Below are 15,874 nucleotides of genomic sequence, written 5' to 3'. Positions count from 1 at the left end.
GCAACGGAAAGTCTGATGACACACGACATCACCGTCCTTGGTCTGGAAAGCAGCTGTGACGACACCGCCGCTGCCGTATTGCGCGGGCGTGCCATCCTGTCATCCGTGGTCGCAGATCAAACCGCACTGCATGCCGCCTATGGTGGTGTTGTTCCAGAAATCGCTGCACGTGCGCACGCTGAAAAGCTGGATATCTGCGTCGAACAAGCGCTTGCCGAAGCACATATGACATTAGCCGAGGTTGACGCTATCGCGGTAACAGCTGGTCCCGGATTGATCGGTGGTGTGTTATCCGGCGTGATGATGGCCAAGGGGCTGAGCGCGGCAACCGGCAAGCCCTTGATCGGCGTCAACCACCTTGCCGGGCACGCTCTGACCCCACGTCTGTCTCATGGTTTGAGCTTTCCGTATCTTATCCTTCTCGTGTCTGGTGGCCATTGCCAGTTCCTGCGCGTCGATGGGCCAACCAAATTTATCCGATTGGGCAGCACAATCGACGACGCCCCCGGAGAAGCGTTCGACAAAACCGCTCGTTTGCTTGGATTGGCCCAGCCGGGCGGGCCGTCTGTCGAGAAACATGCGCTTAAAGGCGATGAAAAACGCTTCGCATTTCCACGACCACTTTTGGAGAGGCCCGGATGCGATCTGTCGTTCTCTGGCCTCAAGACAGCTCTACTGCGCCAGCGCGACCAACTGGTCACCGATCAAGGTGGCCTTCACCAGCAAGATGTGAACGATCTTTGCGCCGGGTTTCAGGCTGCAATTCGCGATGTCTTGGTCGAAAAATCCCGACGCGCTTTGGCATTGTCCAGCGGGATCACCGGGTTTTCTGTCGCCGGAGGTGTAGCGGCAAATACATCTCTACGCGGTGCATTAGAGACACTATCGACCACCCGTAACATCCCCTTCGTCGCGCCACCGCTTGCCTTGTGCACCGACAATGCAGCGATGATCGCTTTTGCCGGGGCCGAGAAGTACGCGGTTGATGGCGCTGATGATCTGACACTCACAGCACGTCCACGGTGGCCCTTGGACAAGACCGCCCCAGCCGCTTTGGGCAGTGGCCGCAAAGGAGCCAAAGCGTGATAGGCATCATGGGTGCTGGCGCGTTTGGGACCGCATTGGGCATTGCGCTGGCCAAGACTGGCGCGTCAGTAACACTTTGGGCAAGATCGCCGGGTCATGCGACTGAGATGTCGGATTTGCGCCTGAACAGAGCCTATTTATCCGGTGCGAGATTCCCCGAAACACTGACCGTCACATCAGAGATTGATGCCCTTTCCGAAAGCAAAACCATTCTGCTGGCAATCCCCTTGCAGCAGCTTCGCAACGCATTGACCACCTACACCTTACCTTCGGTTCCATTGGTTGCGTGTTGCAAAGGGATTGAGCTCTCGACTGGTCTTGGTCCCTGCGGCATTATTCGAGAAATTAAGCCGGCGGCGACCAATGCGATTTTGACGGGTCCCAGCTTTGCCGACGATATCGCAATCGGCCGTCCCACCGCGCTGACACTTGCGTGCCAAGACCCAGCGATTGGTGCAGTCTTACAGGACCAGCTAACGACGCCAACCTTGCGCCTCTATCGTACAACCGACACCATCGGCGCAGAACTGGGCGGTGCGTTGAAGAACGTTATGGGCATTGCCTGTGGCGCGGTCATCGGCGCTGGTTTAGGTGACAGCGCACGGGCTGCGACGCTGACCAGGGGCTTTGCAGAAATGCAAAGGATTGGTGCGATTTTTCATGCTCGCACCGACACTCTTGCAGGACTGTCCGGATTGGGCGACCTCGTCCTGACCTGCTCGTCCGACCTATCACGCAACTACAGGCTTGGCTTTTCACTGGGTCGCGGAGAAGGATTCGACTGCAAGATCACCGTCGAAGGAGCCGCGACTGCAAAGGCAATGTCCGAAATAGCACGCGAACGAAAACTTGATCTGCCAATTACGGAAACCGTGACTCGTTTGGTTGAGGGTTCAACGACGATCACGGATGCCATAGAAACGCTAATGACACGTCCATTGAAGGAAGAATAAATGCTCATCGCCCTGATTGCGCGCGACAAGACCGACGCTTTGGAAACACGCAAGGCCAACCGTGACGCCCATCTCGCCTATATCGACGCAACCGGGGTTGTAGAACAGGCTGGTCCGTTACTGGATAAGGCAGAACAAATGATCGGATCTCTTGTGATCCTAAACGTTGCCGATATGGCCGCCGCGCAAGATTGGGCCGCTAATGACCCATACGCCAAGGCAAACCTACTCGAGAGCGTTGACCTGATCCCATGGAAACGTGTGATCGAAAAATGAAGTACTGGCTGTTCAAATCCGAACCATCGACGTGGTCTTGGGATGATCAGGTCGCAAAAGGCGATGCCGGAGAAGAATGGGACGGCGTGCGCAACTATCAGGCGCGCAACTTCATGCGCGAGATGTCGATTGGAGACAAAGGCTTCTTCTACCACTCACAGAAGGAAAAGGCCGTGGTTGGAACAGTCGAGATCATCACCGAGGCACATCCCGACAGCAAAACAGATGATGAACGTTGGGAATGCGTAGACATCAAGGCGCTGCAAAGGGCCCAAACGCCCGTCACGCTTGACCAGATCAAAGCGGATGAACGCCTTACCGAGATGGTGCTCGTCAACAACTCGCGCTTGTCTGTGCAACCCGTCACACCTGAGGAATGGCGGGTCGTCTGTGACCTTGCAGGTTTAAAAGGCTGATCGTGGTGATTGTCGCCGTTCTTGTTTCTGCGCTGGCCGGATGGGTCTTTGGAGCAATCTGGTACAGCATCCTTGCACGTCATTGGGTTGCCGCATCCGGCGTGACAACAGATGCGTCAGGCAAGCCAGCCAATCGAACACAAGTGATGCCTTACCTGATAAGCATCGTCGCTAACATTATAGTCTCCGCGACGATGTATTACGCCTTTGACATGCTCCGAACAGAGACCTTTCGCAAAGGCTTCACATCTGGCCTCGGCATCGGAGCCTGCTTCGCCGCGCCTTGGCTTGCGATGAGCTATGGGTTTGCCGGCCGCCCTTTCAAATTGAGCCTGATTGATGGTGGTTACGCTGCGCTGGGTTCAGGAGTCATTGGAGCCGTGATCACATTGTTCTAAACCCAAACGGAGGGCCTCGGCACACACCGAAACCCTCCGTCCCCGCGCTCCCAAGTCACCACGCGCGTAAACTTATCTGGTTTCGGCCGTCCTGACCGTGGTTCAGGTGTACATCAACAAAAGTGCAGCACAAAACACCAATTCAATCAGGTTTTCTGCAAATCCAACGAAAACGGGCGCTCATTGACGAGCGCCCTTTGAAACTGAATTTGAAACGGTTCTTAGCCGTAAACGGCTTCTTTGCCGAAATGCTTGGTCAGCATGTAGTAGACGACAGCGCGATATTTGTTGCGCTCAGATTTGCCGTAGGTCTCGATGACGGAATTGATCCCGTCCATCAATTCGGGGCCATCACTCAGCCCAAGTTTTAATGAGGAAATTGGTTTTGACAGTTTCGAGCTCGGACTCCTGTGACCCGGCAACTGTGGATGCGTCATCGTTATAGATCGCAGGACCACAACCGATCGTCACTTTTGTCAAAAGGTCCATGTCCGGTGTCATGCCGCACTTGTTCTTCAGGTCATCCGCATACTTTGCGATCAAATCGTCTCTCTTACCCATCACTGTCTCCCTGTGAAGTCTTGGTTCCCCGGAGGACCGGCCCCCAACACGGGCAAAGGTGGCAAAAACACCTCTGTTCGGCAACGAAAAATACGCTTTTGCGTCGCGATCCTGCGAATTCCCTCTGGTGTATGCGCGAAAGTCACTGAATGCTGGGGCAAGTCACAACGCATTGGAGGATTAAATGGGACTTTGGAATTTTGTGAAAACGGCTGGCCGCAAACTGGTCGGTGCAGATGATCTGCCATCAGCTGCAGTTCTTGAAAAAGAGGTATCTGACCTAGGGCTAGATACCAAAGGCGCCGAGATCAAAGTCGATGGTGACAAGGTCACAGTCACTGGCGGCAACATGACTCAGGAAGAGCGCGAAAAGGTCATTCTGGCAGTGGGCAACGTCGAAGGCGTGTCCGCGGTTGAGGCTGATACATCCGGCGATCCAATCTTCCACACTGTCGAAAAGGGCGACACGCTTTGGGCGATTGCCGAAAAAACGCTTGGAAATGGATCAAAGTACAACGTCATATTTGAGGCCAATCGCCCAATGCTGAGCGATCCAGACAAAATCTATCCAGGCCAAACGCTCCGCATTCCACAGGACGCATGATACTCAAAGCCTCGGCCAAGTGCCGGGGCTTTTTGACCAGTGGGCACCATGTATAATCCCAAAGGCCACGGAAAAGAACGCTCTATCGATGCAGTGGTGTTCAACGAAGCGACACCACCTGCCCATTTGAAAGACGTTGTGCACCGCGTGCTAGAACTGCGGACAACAACCCCTCTGGCCCAAGACTACCGGTTCCACGCTTTGCCGGACGCCGCCACTTACATCATTTTTGACCAAATGAATCCTGACGTGACAGGAGTCACACGGTTGCAGGCCTCGTCTGAGGAATTGAATCTGGGCACAGCCTTCCACTTTGTGAATATCCGCTTCCTGCCCGGAGTCTGGCAGCCCCATCTCGAACCAATCTCACACGGCATTGTAGAGTCGCACTACTCAGGCAGTCTGCCCCTCGCGTCCCTCAACCAAACACTGAGTACGCAGGATTTTGATGCTCAGCAGAAAACCCTGTTTGCTTTCGTCGATACACTCGTGGAGCGGGGGATCGTTATCGCCAACCCCGTGACCGAAAAGATCTTCCATCACATCGATGACATTCATACTGTCGCAGACATGGCCGAGATCGCCGGTCTGTCCACCCGCCAATTGCAAAGGTGCCTCAAAGAAACGACAGGGTTCACCCCCCACGATTTCTTAAAGGTGCTTCGTTTGCAGCAATCTCTCAAAGGGGAGCCATCGCTGGCTTATGCGGACCAATCACACTTCATTCATTCGTTCCGAAAAGCGACGGGCTACACGCCGGGGCGTTTTGCAAAGAAATTCGATGTCTGAAATCTACAATACTGCGTGACAAGCCCGGGTTAGAACGAGGGCATATCCACGCCAACTAAGGAATTTGATATGTCTAAAATGAACGCAATCGGGTGGTTCGACATCTTCGTGAACGAATTGGATCGCGCCACTGGCTTCTATGAAACCGTTCTGGCTTGCAAGCTTGAGCCCATGGGCGACCCAACCGGCGACTCTCAGATGATGAGCTTCCCTGCTGACATGAGCGTCTACGGTGCAGGCGGTGCGCTTTCGAAATCAGCACATGCCGGACCCGGTGTTGGGGGCACTATCGTCTACTTCAACTCAGAGGACTGCGCCATTGAAGAGTTGCGCGTGCTGGCTGCAGGCGGTCAGGTGGTCCAGCCAAAGTTCTCAATAGGGGAATTTGGCTTCGTGACGCTTTGTATGGATACCGAAGGCAACATGTTCGGCACCAGTTCAATGCAATAGGCACATCGCGGGCGCATCACCATGCGCCCGCAAGTGCTTTATCAGTAGCGGTAATGCTCGGGTTTGAACGGACCTTCAGGTGTTACACCGATATAAGATGCCTGTTCAGGGGATAGTTGGGTCAGCTTCACACCAATCCGTCCCAGATGCAGGCGGGCGACTTTTTCGTCCAGATGTTTGGGCAGGATGTAAACTTGGTTTTCATACTCGCCGCCGTTCTTCCACAGTTCGATCTGTGCAAGCACCTGATTGGTAAAGGACGCCGACATCACGAAAGACGGGTGTCCGGTAGCATTGCCAAGGTTCAGCAAACGACCTTCGGACAGAAGAATGATGCGGTTGCCCGAAGGCATCTCGATCATGTCGACCTGTTCCTTGATGTTCGTCCACTTGTGATTGCGCAGCGACGCCACCTGAATTTCATTGTCGAAGTGGCCGATATTGCCAACGATGGCCATATCTTTCATCGCGCGCATGTGCTCGATGCGGATCACGTCTTTATTGCCGGTGGTGGTGATGAAAACGTCTGCGCTGTCGATCACGTCTTCCAACAGGACGACTTCGAACCCGTCCATTGCAGCTTGCAGCGCACAGATCGGGTCTGCTTCGGTCACTTTAACACGGGCGCCGGCACCAGCGAGGGACGCCGCCGAACCTTTGCCGACATCACCATAGCCGCACACAACAGCAACTTTGCCCGCCATCATGGTATCTGTCGCGCGGCGGATACCGTCGACCAGTGACTCCTTACAACCGTATTTGTTGTCAAACTTCGATTTGGTGACCGAGTCATTTACGTTAATCGCCGGGAAAGGAAGCTGACCATTCTTGTGCAGTTCATACAGACGGTGCACACCAGTGGTGGTTTCTTCAGACACACCTTTGATCGCATCGCGCGTCTTGGTGAACCAGCCCGGCGTTTCTGCCATCCGTTTGGCGATCTGTTTCTTGATCACCTCTTCTTCTTCGGATTGCGGAACCGGAATGATGTCTTCGCCCGCCTCTGCGCGCGCGCCCAAAAGGACATACAATGTCGCGTCGCCACCATCGTCGAGAATCATGTTCGCGCCTTCGGGGAAGGCGAAGGATTTATCAAGGTAATGCCAATGCTCTTCGAGCGTTTGGCCTTTGATCGCGAAGACGGGAACGCCCGCTTCGGCAATAGCCGCCGCCGCGTGATCTTGTGTTGAGAAGATATTGCACGACGCCCAACGCACATCTGCGCCCAGCGCCATTAGCGTTTCAATCAGAACCGCTGTCTGGATTGTCATATGCAACGACCCAACAATCCGCGCGCCCGCAAGCGGTTTGGCTTCGCCGTATTCTTCGCGCAGTGCCATCAGGCCCGGCATCTCGGTTTCTGCGATATCCAGCTCTTTGCGGCCGAACCCGGCCAGCGCGATGTCCTTGACGATATAATCCTTGGCCATTCCCGGCGCTCCACATGTCATATTAGATTTGCACGGCAGTTAGCACGCAGTCACCGTCCCGGCAATGCGCGCTGGTTTACAAGACTGAATTGGCGCTCTACCCAAGACCAAAACGAGGCACATGATGGCTAAATCCCCACGCGCATGGCAACGGATGCTGTCTGGACGGCGGCTTGATTTGTTGGACCCGACACCAGTCGATATCGAGATCGAGGATATCGCACATGGGTTGGCCTTTGTCGCGCGGTGGAACGGGCAAACCTTTGGCGATTTCCCCTATTCTGTAGCCGAGCATTCTTTGTTGGTTGAAACCCTGTTTTCACGGCTTTGCCCAAACGCTTCTGCCAACGAACGGTTGACCGCCCTTTTGCATGACGCGCCAGAATACGTAATCGGTGACATGATTTCCCCGGTCAAGGCAGCGGTCGGTCCGGGCTATGGCGCGTTGGATGATCGGCTGACAGCAGCTATTCACATCCGTTTTGGTTTGGTGGCGACCACACCAACCAGACTCAAAAAACACATCAAGAAAGCAGACCGCATCAGCGCGTGGATGGAAGCCACACAAATTGCCGGTTTTACACGCGCAGAGGCAGACAAGTTCTTTGGAGCACCTGATCTCGATTTGATCGCGGATCTGTCGATCGTTTTGCGACCACCGGTTGAGGTACGGAACGAATTCACCTTACGCCACGCAACGCTGCTGGACGAAATGGCGTGATCCCAATTGAGCTTGGGGTTACTTTAGAGTCACATGCGCGTCACCAGGACTTAGGTCAACATCTACTTCGTATCGGCCAAGTTTGACCGCAACCTGGCTTCATCCAACGGCGCACCTGAAAAATACCCCCACGCATGGACGCCTTGGAAGAAAAACAGCTCATAACCTGAGATAATGGACAGGCTCGCTGATTTGGCATCCTGTAGGAACTGCGTGTTCACAGGCGTGTAGACAGCGTCAAACGCCCATTCCTGGTTGCTCATCGCCTTTGCAAGTAACGGTGTCCCACCATACCCAACCATCCCAACCGGGGTTCCGTTCAACAAGCCAGTCGCGCTTTGCGCTGCTGCAACAGAATCTGCGTAGACGGTGATTTTTGAAGAAGATGTGACCCCGCACAAATCTTTTGCCAGCTGCTGCGCCTTCGTCTCGTCATTATCGCACAAACGGATTTCCTTTGCACCCAATGCAATCAGCCCAAACGCCAGTGCGCGCCCGACACCGCCAGTGCCAATTATGCAGGCAACACCGGGCTCTGCATCACCGCGTGCGCCTTTGTAAGCCGCGATGAAACCTGAATAATCGGTGTTGTAACCTGTGGGGCGGTTGGCATCGAACAATACAGTGTTAATGGCACCAATGGCTCGAACCAGCGGATCCGCGATAGTGACTTTTTCGGCCACACGCTCTTTGTACGGGTAGGTTACGTTCACACCACGGTATCCGCCATCGGTGCATCGCTCGAAAAGCTCGTCAAAACCAACACCGATTTCCTTCGGAATGAGACGGTTATACTGAACATCAAGCCCGCTTTGCGCACCCGCCAATCGATGCAAAAGAGGTGCGCGGGATTCGGCAATGTTATCGCCGATCAAGCCAAGTTTCAGATCCGGTTTACCGGCCATCCTTAGACTGCCTCATGTATTAGAAATCAGTGGACAGTGCGCTTGCATCATCTCGTTCTCTTCCGCCCCCATGGCGCACTTGGCAGCGCTTCGGATTTTTTGGTATTCCATCTGCAAAGATTTGGTATACCAAATGCCAATAGTCAATCTTGGCCGTTACAAAAAGGCATGACACGAAGTTAAAGCGGCGTCACGCCGGACATGTTTTGCCGTGTTGAAAGGAAATAGGCATGGGCTCTGTGCAAAAGGTCGCCGTGATTGGGCTAGGCTCTATGGGCTATGGCATCGCCAGTTCGGCGCTGCGTGATGGGCACAGTGTCTGGGGCTACGACATCAATCCGACGCAAATCGACAGATTCCGCGCAGAAGGCGGTCATGAAGGTGCGCTAAGCGAAATCGCCAGCGGTCTGGACGTTGCCGCTCTTGTCGTGCTGAACGCGCAACAGACTGAAGACGTTTTGTTCGGCTCGGACGCGCTTGTTCCCAAACTGGCGCGAGGCGCGGTCGTTATGTCATGTGCTACGGTTCCACCGCAATTTGCGCGCGACATGGAAGCCCGTTGTTCGGAACATGGTGTGCTGTATCTGGATGCACCCATCTCGGGTGGAGCGGCCAAAGCGGCAAGTGGCGAACTGACCATCATGGCATCTGGCACCGAGGCGGCCTTCAATGCATCGCGGCCATTGCTGGATGCAGTCGCGGCCACAGTGTTCGAGCTTGGTGACAGCGCCGGTCCTGGATCGGCGATGAAGGCGACCAACCAATTGCTGGCTGGTGTCCACATCGCTGCAATGGCCGAGGCGATAACCTTTGGCATGACCCAAGGCGTTGCGCCAGAAACGTTTCTGGAAGTGATCTCAAAAAGCGCTGGCACCAGTTGGATGTTGGAAAACCGCGCGCCGCACGTGATTGAGGGGGATTATAGCCCCAGAAGTTCAGTCAATATCTGGCCTAAAGACCTTGGGATCGTTCTGGACATCGCTGCAACCGCCGGATTCGAAGCTCCAATCACCGCTACAGCCCTCGCACAATACCGACAAGCGGTCGAGATGGGCCTTGGCGGCGTTGATGATGCTGCCGTGGCCAAGGTCTATGCCCGTCAGGCCGGTTTGACCCTGCCTAAAGAGGATGAAACATGACCACAGTTTTGGGCTGTATCGCAGACGATTTCACCGGCGCGACCGATCTTGCCGGGCTTCTGGCACGCAGCGGTGTCAAGGTCTCTTTGCGCATGGGCGTGCCAGGCGCATTACCTACTGCGACTGCTCCATTCGAGGTTGTCGCACTCAAGATACGTACTATCCCAGTCGAACAAGCTGTAGAGCAAGCCCTGCAGGCGCTGGACTGGCTGCAAGCCGCAGGTGCCACGCGGTTCTTCTGGAAATATTGCTCGACCTTTGACTCAACCGCAGAAGGCAATATCGGTCCCGTAGCCGAAGCATTGATGGCCGCATTGAACACCAAGCAGACGATCTATTGTCCAGCCTTTCCAGAAAACGGGAGGTCAATCTTTATGGGCAACCTGTTTGTGGGTCAGCAGCCCTTGGCGGAAAGCTCGATGAAGGATCATCCCCTGACACCGATGCGCGATTCTAATCTGATGCGCTTGCTTGCCCCACAAGTGACACAGCCAACTGGTTTGATTGACAGGCTAACTGTTGCTCGTGGGGCAGACGCCGTTAGCAGCGGACTGAAGCAGTTGGATAAAGACGGCATTTCGCATGTCGTGATGGATGCAGTGGCAGACGACGACCTGCACGTGATCGCGACCGCCTGCCGCGATATGCCCTTGATGACCGGCGGATCTGCTATTGCGATGCCGTTGCCTGCTCTGTTTGCAGCAGACGGGCTACTGGCCGCCGATGCACCCAGAATGACCCAACCTGCCCTTGGGCCAAGCACAGTCGTATTATCTGGCAGTTGTTCCGCAATGACCAACAAACAGGTGGCCGCTTACACCGCAAGCGGCTGCGCCACTTATCGGCTCGACCCGCTTGAATTGGCAACCGACGGACCGGGCCCCGCAGTGGCATGGATCACTGCCCAGGACCTGACCAAGGCCCCGCTGATCTATGCCACGGCAAAACCAGACTCGGTTCGGGCGGCACAGGACAAACTCGGTGTACAACGCGCAGGTGAAATTGTGGAACAGGCGCTTGCCGACTGCGCCATTGCCGCGCGGGATGCAGGAGCACAGCGATTTATTATTGCCGGCGGCGAAACGTCTGGCGCTGTCACACAAGCTCTTGGCGTGGATCGGCTTGATATCGGCACGGAAATCGCACCCGGTGTTCCTTGGTGCTTTGCAACATCAAAAGGCATCCCCATAGCGCTGACCCTGAAGTCTGGGAACTTCGGCACGGAGAGTTTTTTCAGCGACGCCCTGAGCAAACTGGAGCCCGCATGACCGAGGAAACGCGCCTGCGTGAACAGATGTGTCTGTTGGCCAAGTCAATGTTCGACCGAGGCCTGACGGGTGGATCTACGGGCAACATCTCGGCGCGAACGCCAGATGGCGGATTGTTGGTATCGCCAACGGGTACCGCATTCGGGCGGTTAGACCCTGCACGGCTTTCCCGGTTTGATGCCGCCGGCACATTGATCGATGGCGACAAGCCGACAAAGGAAATGCCGCTGCATTCGGCGTTCTATGACACCCGCAACAGGACCGGCGCGGTGGTGCACCTGCATTCTTGCCATTCAGTCGCGTGGTCCCTGATGCCGAGCGTAGATGCCGACAACTTCCTGCCGCCGCTGACACCTTATTCGATCATGAAACTAGGCAAGGTCAAACTGCTACCCTTCTTCTTACCCGGCGATCCGGCGATGGGCGAGGCAGTGCGAGGTCTTGCCGGGAAACGCAGCGCTGTGATGCTAGCCAATCACGGGCCAGTCGTAGCGGGTAAAGATATCGAAGCGGCCTGCAACGCCATTGAGGAACTGGAAGACACAGCCCGGCTAGCAATCCTGATGCGGGGCTATGACGCCCAGGCGCTGACACCTGAACAGGTGAACAGCGTAGTCACAAAATTCAATGTGGATTGGGACGAATGAAATTCTCTGCAAATCTCGGGTTTTTATGGATAGATCGACCTCTGCCTGACGCAATTCGTGCCGCGCATGCTGCAGACTTCGATGCCGTTGAATGCCATTGGCCTTACGATTATTCGACCGATGACGTGAACGCAGCTTTGCAGGAAACCGGCCTGCGCATGTTGGGTCTGAACACCCGGCGAGGCGATACCCAAGCTGGCGAAAACGGAGTGGCCGCGTTGCCCGGTCGCCAATCTGATGCACGCCAAGCGATTAACGAAGCTGTGGCATATGCGTCGGCGATCGGGACCGGCAACGTCCATGTTATGGCCGGATTTTCCAGCGGCGAAGTTGCGCGCGAAATCTATGTCGAAAACCTGCGCTATGCCTGTGATACTGCTGCAGCGCATGGGATTACCATTCTGATCGAACCTCTGAATCGGCACGATGCGCCCGGCTATTTCCTGCAGACCACTGATCAAGCCGTCGCGATCATCGACAATGTCGGCGCAACAAACCTGCGGATGATGTTTGACTGCTACCATGTTCAGCGCACCGAAGGCGATGTCACCACACGCCTAAAATCCGTTCAGTCGTATGTCGGACATATCCAGTTTGCATCGGTGCCCGACCGTGGAACGCCTGACCATGGGGAACTAGACTTCGACTATGTCTTCGCTGCAATCGACGATCTGGGCTGGGATGCCCCTTTGGGTGCCGAATACAAATCCGAAAGACCTACGGACGAGACGCTTACCTGGCTAACTAAGATCCGAGATCAGTCATCATGACCGAAAGGATCGAAGCAGATTATTTAATTGAAACGCCGATTGACCCTGCCCAAGCCGCCCAAGCGATGGCGGGGGAACAAAGCTCTGGTACCTTCGTAAAAGTGCCTGGTGAAACGCCTGAGTTACATGAACGCTCTGCGGCGCGAGTTGAAGCTCTGGAAGTGATCGAGACTGTCGCCACGCCGTCCCTACCCGGCGGCGCGATAGCTGACAGCTACACTCGTGCCAAGGTCACTCTGTCATGGCCGCTGGACAATACCGGGCCTGACCTGACCAACCTGATGTCGACTGTCACGGGCAACTTATTCGAGCTGAACCAGTTTTCCGGTCTACGCATTCTTGACCTGCGCTTGCCCAAGGCTTTTGCGTACGCCTATCCCGGTCCAAAGCACGGTATTGCAGGCACACGTGCATTGTCCGGGGTGTCCAATGGGCCATTGATTGGGACAATCATCAAACCTTCAGTCGGGTTCAACGCCGATCAAACCGCCGATTTGGTTAGAACGCTCGCTGAGGCGGGCATCGACTTTATCAAGGATGACGAGCTTCAGGCCGATGGCCCCGCCTGCCCGTTCGAAGACCGCGCCCGCGCCGTGATGCGGGTGATCAATGATCACGCTGACCGAACGGGCAAAAAGGTGATGTATGCCTTTAATCTGACTGGCGAGGTTGATCAGATGCGTCACCGGCATGACTTCATCCGCGATCTGGGCGGCACCTGCGTGATGGCAAGTTTGAATTCCATCGGTCTGGCAGGTTTTTTAGCCCTGTCTCGTCATTCTGACCTACCCATCCATGCGCACCGCAACGGTTGGGGTTACCTTTCGCGCGCCCCAATGCTGGGTTGGGACTATGCGGCGTGGTCAAAATTCTGGCGTCTGGCCGGAGCAGACCACATGCATGTCAACGGTCTGCGCAACAAATTCAGCGAACCAGACGACAGCGTTATGGAGTCGGCCATATCCTTGCTAGACCCGATGTTCGCAGAAAAGCCCTGCGTTCCAATGCCCGTGTTTTCATCTGGCCAATCGGCTGTCCAACCGCCCGAAACATATCGCCGACTTGGCAGCGCGGATTGCATCTATGCCGCTGGTGGTGGGATCATGGCGCATCCGGACGGCCCGGCCGCTGGTGTCGAAAGCCTGCGTGACGCATGGGACGCAGCCATTGCCGGGATTCCAGCAGACACCTATGCCAAAGAGCACCCGGCACTGGCGAAAGCCTTGGGCAAATACCGCACATGACGCTTCCAAATGGCATTCTGGTCGCATGGGTTGGCGACGACTTCACCGGATCAGCGGCCAGCATGGAGGTTTTGGAATTCGCCGGTGTGCCGGCCGTTCTTTTTCTTGATGTCCCGACACCCGAACAACTTGCCCGGTTTCCCGACGTTCGGGCCATTGGCATTGCCACAACAGCGCGGAGCCATTCGCCGGACTGGATGGATCAGCACCTGCCGCCGGTGTTTGAGTTTCTCAAATCAACAGGCGCACCAGTCCTTCACTACAAGGTCTGTTCCACCTTGGATTCGGCACCGCATGTCGGGTCGATCGGCAAAGCCATCAATATAGGGTGCTCCATTGTCGGCGATGGCCCGGTGCCGTTCCTTGTCGCCGCGCCAGTAATGCGCCGCTATCAAGCCTTTGGGCATTTGTTCGCCGGGGCCGGGGACGATGTGTACCGGCTTGATCGCCACCCTGTGATGGCAAAGCATCCGGTAACACCTATGCAGGAAGCGGATGTGGCACGGCATTTGTCACGGCAAACAGACAAACCAGTCGGTACGGCGACCGTCGAGGAACTCGACAATCATCCGCACACGGCACTAGCCAGAAAAACCGGGATCGTCACGCTCGATGCGATGACGCAATCACATATGGAAACAAACGGTGCATTGATATGGGGCTTGCCGAAACCCTGCTTTGTGGCCGGCTCTCAGGGCATAGAGTACGCGTTGGTCGACCACTGGCGCACGACCGGACAATTGGAGCATATCAACCGCACACAAAGCGCACAGCCAGTGGAGCGGATCATCGCAGTGTCCGGATCAGTCTCGCCCACAACTGGCGAACAGATTGCCTGGGCCGAGGCAAATGGCTTTGAGGTTATCAAGCTGGATGCAGCAGGAGTTGTCACCGGCGCATTGACTGATGACGTGTTCAACGCAGCAATAAAGGCCATTGATGCAGGCCGTGATCCATTGATCTGCACCGCACGTGGACCAGACGATCCTGCCGTTGAAAACATGCGGTCCACCATAAAAACCGAAGGAATTGACCCCGAAACTGCCAATACGCGTATCGGGGCCGCGCTGGGGCAGGTTCTGAAACGCCTGTTACTGGAAACCGGATTAAAGCGGGCCGTGATCTCGGGAGGGGACACATCAGGCCATGCTTGCCGCGAGCTGGGGCTTTACGCATTTACAGCGCTTGCGCCGACCATTCCCGGGGCATCGCTTCTGACGGCGCACACCGAAGATACTGCGCTGGCCGGGCTGCAACTTGCGCTCAAGGGCGGGCAGATGGGCAGCGCTGACTATTTTGGATGGATCAAACGCGGCGGAGGAGCCGCCTTGGAGGAGGTTATAGCATGACAAAAGTTGCACTGATGGGGGCAGGCGGAAAGATGGGCGTGCGCCTTGCGCAGAACCTGAAGCCGACACGGTTTGAAATCGACCATATTGAGGTCAGCGAGGCTGGTCGTCAGCGTTTGAAGGACGAAGTCGGCGTTGACGCGGTGACGGACGGAGACAACGCAATCTCGGACGCGGATGTCGTTTTGATGGCCGTGCCCGACCGGCTGATTGGCAAAATAGCACATCAGTTCATCGACAAGCTGAAACCAGGCGCTGCTGTCATCGTTCTGGATGCTGCCGCACCCTATGCAGGGGAAATGCCAGAACGTGAGGATGTGACCTATTTCTGCACGCATCCTTGCCACCCCCATATCCTTGAGGCGCATGACAGCATTGACGCACAGAAGGACTATTTCGGCGGCATCGCAGCACCGCAGGGCATTGTTTGCGCGCTGATCCAAGGTCCGGAAGAGCATTACGCACTGTGTGAAGAGATCGCCAAGATCATCTATGCCCCGGTTGTCCGGTCTCATCGCTGCACACTTGAGAACATCGCGGTTCTCGAACCCGCGTTATCGGAGACGGTTGCAGCGACATTGTCGCTTGCCCTCAGAGATGCCACGGATCGCGCAGTTGCGATGGGCGTTCCCGAAGCCGCTGCACATGACTTTGTCCTTGGACATCTCAAGATCGAGCTCGCCATCGCTTTCGGCATTTTCCCAGAAGGCAAGTTTTCCGATGGGGCATTGATGGCGATAGACAACGCGAAATCGGTTATCTTCAAAGAAGACTGGCTTGATCAGGTCTTTTCGCTGGAGGCCGTCAAGGCATCCGTTCAAGACATCTGCGCAGGATAAAGTCGTCGATCTTAATATCCTGCAGTTTC

18 protein-coding genes and 1 pseudogene are annotated in these 15,874 nt (G+C 55.6%); 16 read left to right on the top strand and 3 right to left on the bottom strand.

What is annotated here, in order from left to right:
• The first annotated feature begins 15 nt into the window (after window positions 1-15).
• The 5 genes from tsaD to ACTG4M_RS03110 are packed head-to-tail and all read left to right on the top strand — an operon-like array spanning window position 16 to window position 3,129.
• The gene (tsaD, locus tag ACTG4M_RS03130) at window positions 16-1,086 is read left to right on the top strand and encodes a tRNA (adenosine(37)-N6)-threonylcarbamoyltransferase complex transferase subunit TsaD (protein ID WP_439122180.1); all 1,071 of its coding nucleotides are present in this window, start codon (window positions 16-18) and stop codon (window positions 1,084-1,086) included.
• A gap of 8 nt (window positions 1,087-1,094) precedes the next feature.
• The gene (locus tag ACTG4M_RS03125) at window positions 1,095-2,039 is read left to right on the top strand and encodes an NAD(P)H-dependent glycerol-3-phosphate dehydrogenase (RefSeq protein WP_439122179.1); all 945 of its coding nucleotides are present in this window, start codon (window positions 1,095-1,097) and stop codon (window positions 2,037-2,039) included.
• Window positions 2,040-2,315, top strand: a complete 276-nt coding sequence (locus tag ACTG4M_RS03120; RefSeq protein WP_439122175.1) for a YciI family protein — start codon at window positions 2,040-2,042, stop codon at window positions 2,313-2,315.
• Window positions 2,312-2,731, top strand: a complete 420-nt coding sequence (locus ACTG4M_RS03115; RefSeq protein ID WP_439122174.1) for an EVE domain-containing protein — start codon at window positions 2,312-2,314, stop codon at window positions 2,729-2,731. Before ACTG4M_RS03120 ends, ACTG4M_RS03115 begins: the two co-directional genes overlap by 4 nt.
• 5 nt (window positions 2,732-2,736) lie before the next feature.
• Window positions 2,737-3,129, top strand: coding sequence for a DUF1761 domain-containing protein (locus ACTG4M_RS03110; protein ID WP_439122173.1), 393 nt, complete (start codon window positions 2,737-2,739; stop codon window positions 3,127-3,129).
• 221 nt (window positions 3,130-3,350) lie between these two features.
• Here the strand turns inward: ACTG4M_RS03110 and ACTG4M_RS03105 are convergent.
• Window positions 3,351-3,690, bottom strand: a pseudogene (locus tag ACTG4M_RS03105) (DUF2853 family protein).
• Between the two features lie 184 nt (window positions 3,691-3,874).
• Here ACTG4M_RS03105 and lysM point away from each other — a divergent pair.
• The 3 genes from lysM to ACTG4M_RS03090 all read left to right on the top strand — a co-directional run bounded on the left by lysM (window position 3,875) and on the right by ACTG4M_RS03090 (window position 5,533).
• A complete protein-coding gene (gene lysM / locus ACTG4M_RS03100) occupies window positions 3,875-4,294 on the top strand; it encodes a peptidoglycan-binding protein LysM (RefSeq protein WP_439122172.1) in 420 nt (139 codons plus the stop codon).
• Between the two features lie 48 nt (window positions 4,295-4,342).
• Window positions 4,343-5,083 (top strand): helix-turn-helix domain-containing protein, encoded by a 741-nt coding sequence (locus ACTG4M_RS03095; RefSeq protein WP_439122171.1) that lies wholly within the window; start codon window positions 4,343-4,345, stop codon window positions 5,081-5,083.
• Window positions 5,084-5,152: 69 nt separating this feature from the next.
• Window positions 5,153-5,533 carry a VOC family protein gene (locus ACTG4M_RS03090; RefSeq protein ID WP_439122170.1) on the top strand — a complete coding sequence of 127 codons (381 nt, stop codon included), beginning with the start codon at window positions 5,153-5,155 and terminating at the stop codon, window positions 5,531-5,533.
• Window positions 5,534-5,574: 41 nt separating this feature from the next.
• Here ACTG4M_RS03090 and ahcY read toward each other — a convergent pair whose 3' ends face one another.
• Window positions 5,575-6,963 (bottom strand): adenosylhomocysteinase, encoded by a 1,389-nt coding sequence (gene ahcY, locus ACTG4M_RS03085; protein ID WP_439122169.1) that lies wholly within the window; start codon window positions 6,961-6,963, stop codon window positions 5,575-5,577.
• 124 nt (window positions 6,964-7,087) lie between these two features.
• Here ahcY and ACTG4M_RS03080 point away from each other — a divergent pair, with 124 nt between their 5' ends.
• Window positions 7,088-7,684 carry a hypothetical protein gene (locus ACTG4M_RS03080; RefSeq protein ID WP_439122178.1) on the top strand — a complete coding sequence of 199 codons (597 nt, stop codon included), beginning with the start codon at window positions 7,088-7,090 and terminating at the stop codon, window positions 7,682-7,684.
• A gap of 62 nt (window positions 7,685-7,746) precedes the next feature.
• On the opposite strand, the gene ACTG4M_RS03075 is transcribed toward ACTG4M_RS03080, so the two are convergent.
• Window positions 7,747-8,589, bottom strand: a complete 843-nt coding sequence (locus ACTG4M_RS03075; protein ID WP_439122168.1) for a shikimate dehydrogenase family protein — start codon at window positions 8,587-8,589, stop codon at window positions 7,747-7,749.
• 230 nt (window positions 8,590-8,819) lie between these two features.
• Here ACTG4M_RS03075 and ltnD point away from each other — a divergent pair, with 230 nt between their 5' ends.
• Genes ltnD through ACTG4M_RS03040 form a run of 7 tightly spaced genes read left to right on the top strand, consistent with a single transcriptional unit; the run spans window position 8,820 to window position 15,845 of the window.
• The gene (gene ltnD, locus ACTG4M_RS03070; RefSeq protein ID WP_439122167.1) at window positions 8,820-9,728 is read left to right on the top strand and encodes an L-threonate dehydrogenase; all 909 of its coding nucleotides are present in this window, start codon (window positions 8,820-8,822) and stop codon (window positions 9,726-9,728) included.
• Window positions 9,725-10,996 (top strand): 3-oxo-tetronate kinase, encoded by a 1,272-nt coding sequence (otnK, locus tag ACTG4M_RS03065; protein ID WP_439122166.1) that lies wholly within the window; start codon window positions 9,725-9,727, stop codon window positions 10,994-10,996. The genes ltnD and otnK overlap by 4 nt, the downstream gene beginning before the upstream one ends.
• Complete coding sequence (otnC, locus tag ACTG4M_RS03060; RefSeq protein WP_439122165.1) at window positions 10,993-11,643, top strand: 3-oxo-tetronate 4-phosphate decarboxylase; 651 nt, start codon at window positions 10,993-10,995, stop codon at window positions 11,641-11,643. The genes otnK and otnC overlap by 4 nt, the downstream gene beginning before the upstream one ends.
• Window positions 11,640-12,413, top strand: a complete 774-nt coding sequence (locus tag ACTG4M_RS03055; protein WP_439122164.1) for a hydroxypyruvate isomerase family protein — start codon at window positions 11,640-11,642, stop codon at window positions 12,411-12,413. Before otnC ends, ACTG4M_RS03055 begins: the two co-directional genes overlap by 4 nt.
• Window positions 12,410-13,657, top strand: coding sequence for a ribulose-bisphosphate carboxylase large subunit family protein (locus ACTG4M_RS03050; protein WP_439122163.1), 1,248 nt, complete (start codon window positions 12,410-12,412; stop codon window positions 13,655-13,657). The genes ACTG4M_RS03055 and ACTG4M_RS03050 overlap by 4 nt, the downstream gene beginning before the upstream one ends.
• The gene (locus ACTG4M_RS03045; protein WP_439122162.1) at window positions 13,654-15,006 is read left to right on the top strand and encodes a four-carbon acid sugar kinase family protein; all 1,353 of its coding nucleotides are present in this window, start codon (window positions 13,654-13,656) and stop codon (window positions 15,004-15,006) included. Before ACTG4M_RS03050 ends, ACTG4M_RS03045 begins: the two co-directional genes overlap by 4 nt.
• Window positions 15,003-15,845 carry a phosphogluconate dehydrogenase C-terminal domain-containing protein gene (locus tag ACTG4M_RS03040; RefSeq protein WP_439122161.1) on the top strand — a complete coding sequence of 281 codons (843 nt, stop codon included), beginning with the start codon at window positions 15,003-15,005 and terminating at the stop codon, window positions 15,843-15,845. Before ACTG4M_RS03045 ends, ACTG4M_RS03040 begins: the two co-directional genes overlap by 4 nt.
• The last annotated feature ends 29 nt before the right edge of the window (window positions 15,846-15,874 follow it).

It is taken from the genome of Marivita sp. (assembly GCF_965656765.1).
Taxonomy (GTDB): domain Bacteria; phylum Pseudomonadota; class Alphaproteobacteria; order Rhodobacterales; family Rhodobacteraceae; genus Marivita.
The sequence above is the reverse complement of the archived record's forward strand: the minus strand, read 5'-3'. Positions and strand labels throughout refer to the sequence as shown.

Coding starts and splice junctions, on each gene's coding strand:
- ACTG4M_RS03125 (WP_439122179.1), top strand. CDS start 1,095: ATGGGTGCTGGCGCGTTTGGGACCGCATTGGGCATTGCGCTGGCCAAG.
- tsaD (WP_439122180.1), top strand. CDS start 16: ATGACACACGACATCACCGTCCTTGGTCTGGAAAGCAGCTGTGACGAC.
- ACTG4M_RS03095 (WP_439122171.1), top strand. CDS start 4,343: ATGTATAATCCCAAAGGCCACGGAAAAGAACGCTCTATCGATGCAGTG.
- ACTG4M_RS03115 (WP_439122174.1), top strand. CDS start 2,312: ATGAAGTACTGGCTGTTCAAATCCGAACCATCGACGTGGTCTTGGGAT.
- lysM (WP_439122172.1), top strand. CDS start 3,875: ATGGGACTTTGGAATTTTGTGAAAACGGCTGGCCGCAAACTGGTCGGT.
- ACTG4M_RS03090 (WP_439122170.1), top strand. CDS start 5,153: ATGTCTAAAATGAACGCAATCGGGTGGTTCGACATCTTCGTGAACGAA.
- ACTG4M_RS03045 (WP_439122162.1), top strand. CDS start 13,654: ATGACGCTTCCAAATGGCATTCTGGTCGCATGGGTTGGCGACGACTTC.
- ACTG4M_RS03075 (WP_439122168.1), bottom strand. CDS start 8,589: ATGGCCGGTAAACCGGATCTGAAACTTGGCTTGATCGGCGATAACATT.
- ACTG4M_RS03050 (WP_439122163.1), top strand. CDS start 12,410: ATGACCGAAAGGATCGAAGCAGATTATTTAATTGAAACGCCGATTGAC.
- ACTG4M_RS03055 (WP_439122164.1), top strand. CDS start 11,640: ATGAAATTCTCTGCAAATCTCGGGTTTTTATGGATAGATCGACCTCTG.
- ACTG4M_RS03040 (WP_439122161.1), top strand. CDS start 15,003: ATGACAAAAGTTGCACTGATGGGGGCAGGCGGAAAGATGGGCGTGCGC.
- otnK (WP_439122166.1), top strand. CDS start 9,725: ATGACCACAGTTTTGGGCTGTATCGCAGACGATTTCACCGGCGCGACC.
- ACTG4M_RS03080 (WP_439122178.1), top strand. CDS start 7,088: ATGGCTAAATCCCCACGCGCATGGCAACGGATGCTGTCTGGACGGCGG.
- ltnD (WP_439122167.1), top strand. CDS start 8,820: ATGGGCTCTGTGCAAAAGGTCGCCGTGATTGGGCTAGGCTCTATGGGC.
- ACTG4M_RS03120 (WP_439122175.1), top strand. CDS start 2,040: ATGCTCATCGCCCTGATTGCGCGCGACAAGACCGACGCTTTGGAAACA.
- ahcY (WP_439122169.1), bottom strand. CDS start 6,963: ATGGCCAAGGATTATATCGTCAAGGACATCGCGCTGGCCGGGTTCGGC.
- otnC (WP_439122165.1), top strand. CDS start 10,993: ATGACCGAGGAAACGCGCCTGCGTGAACAGATGTGTCTGTTGGCCAAG.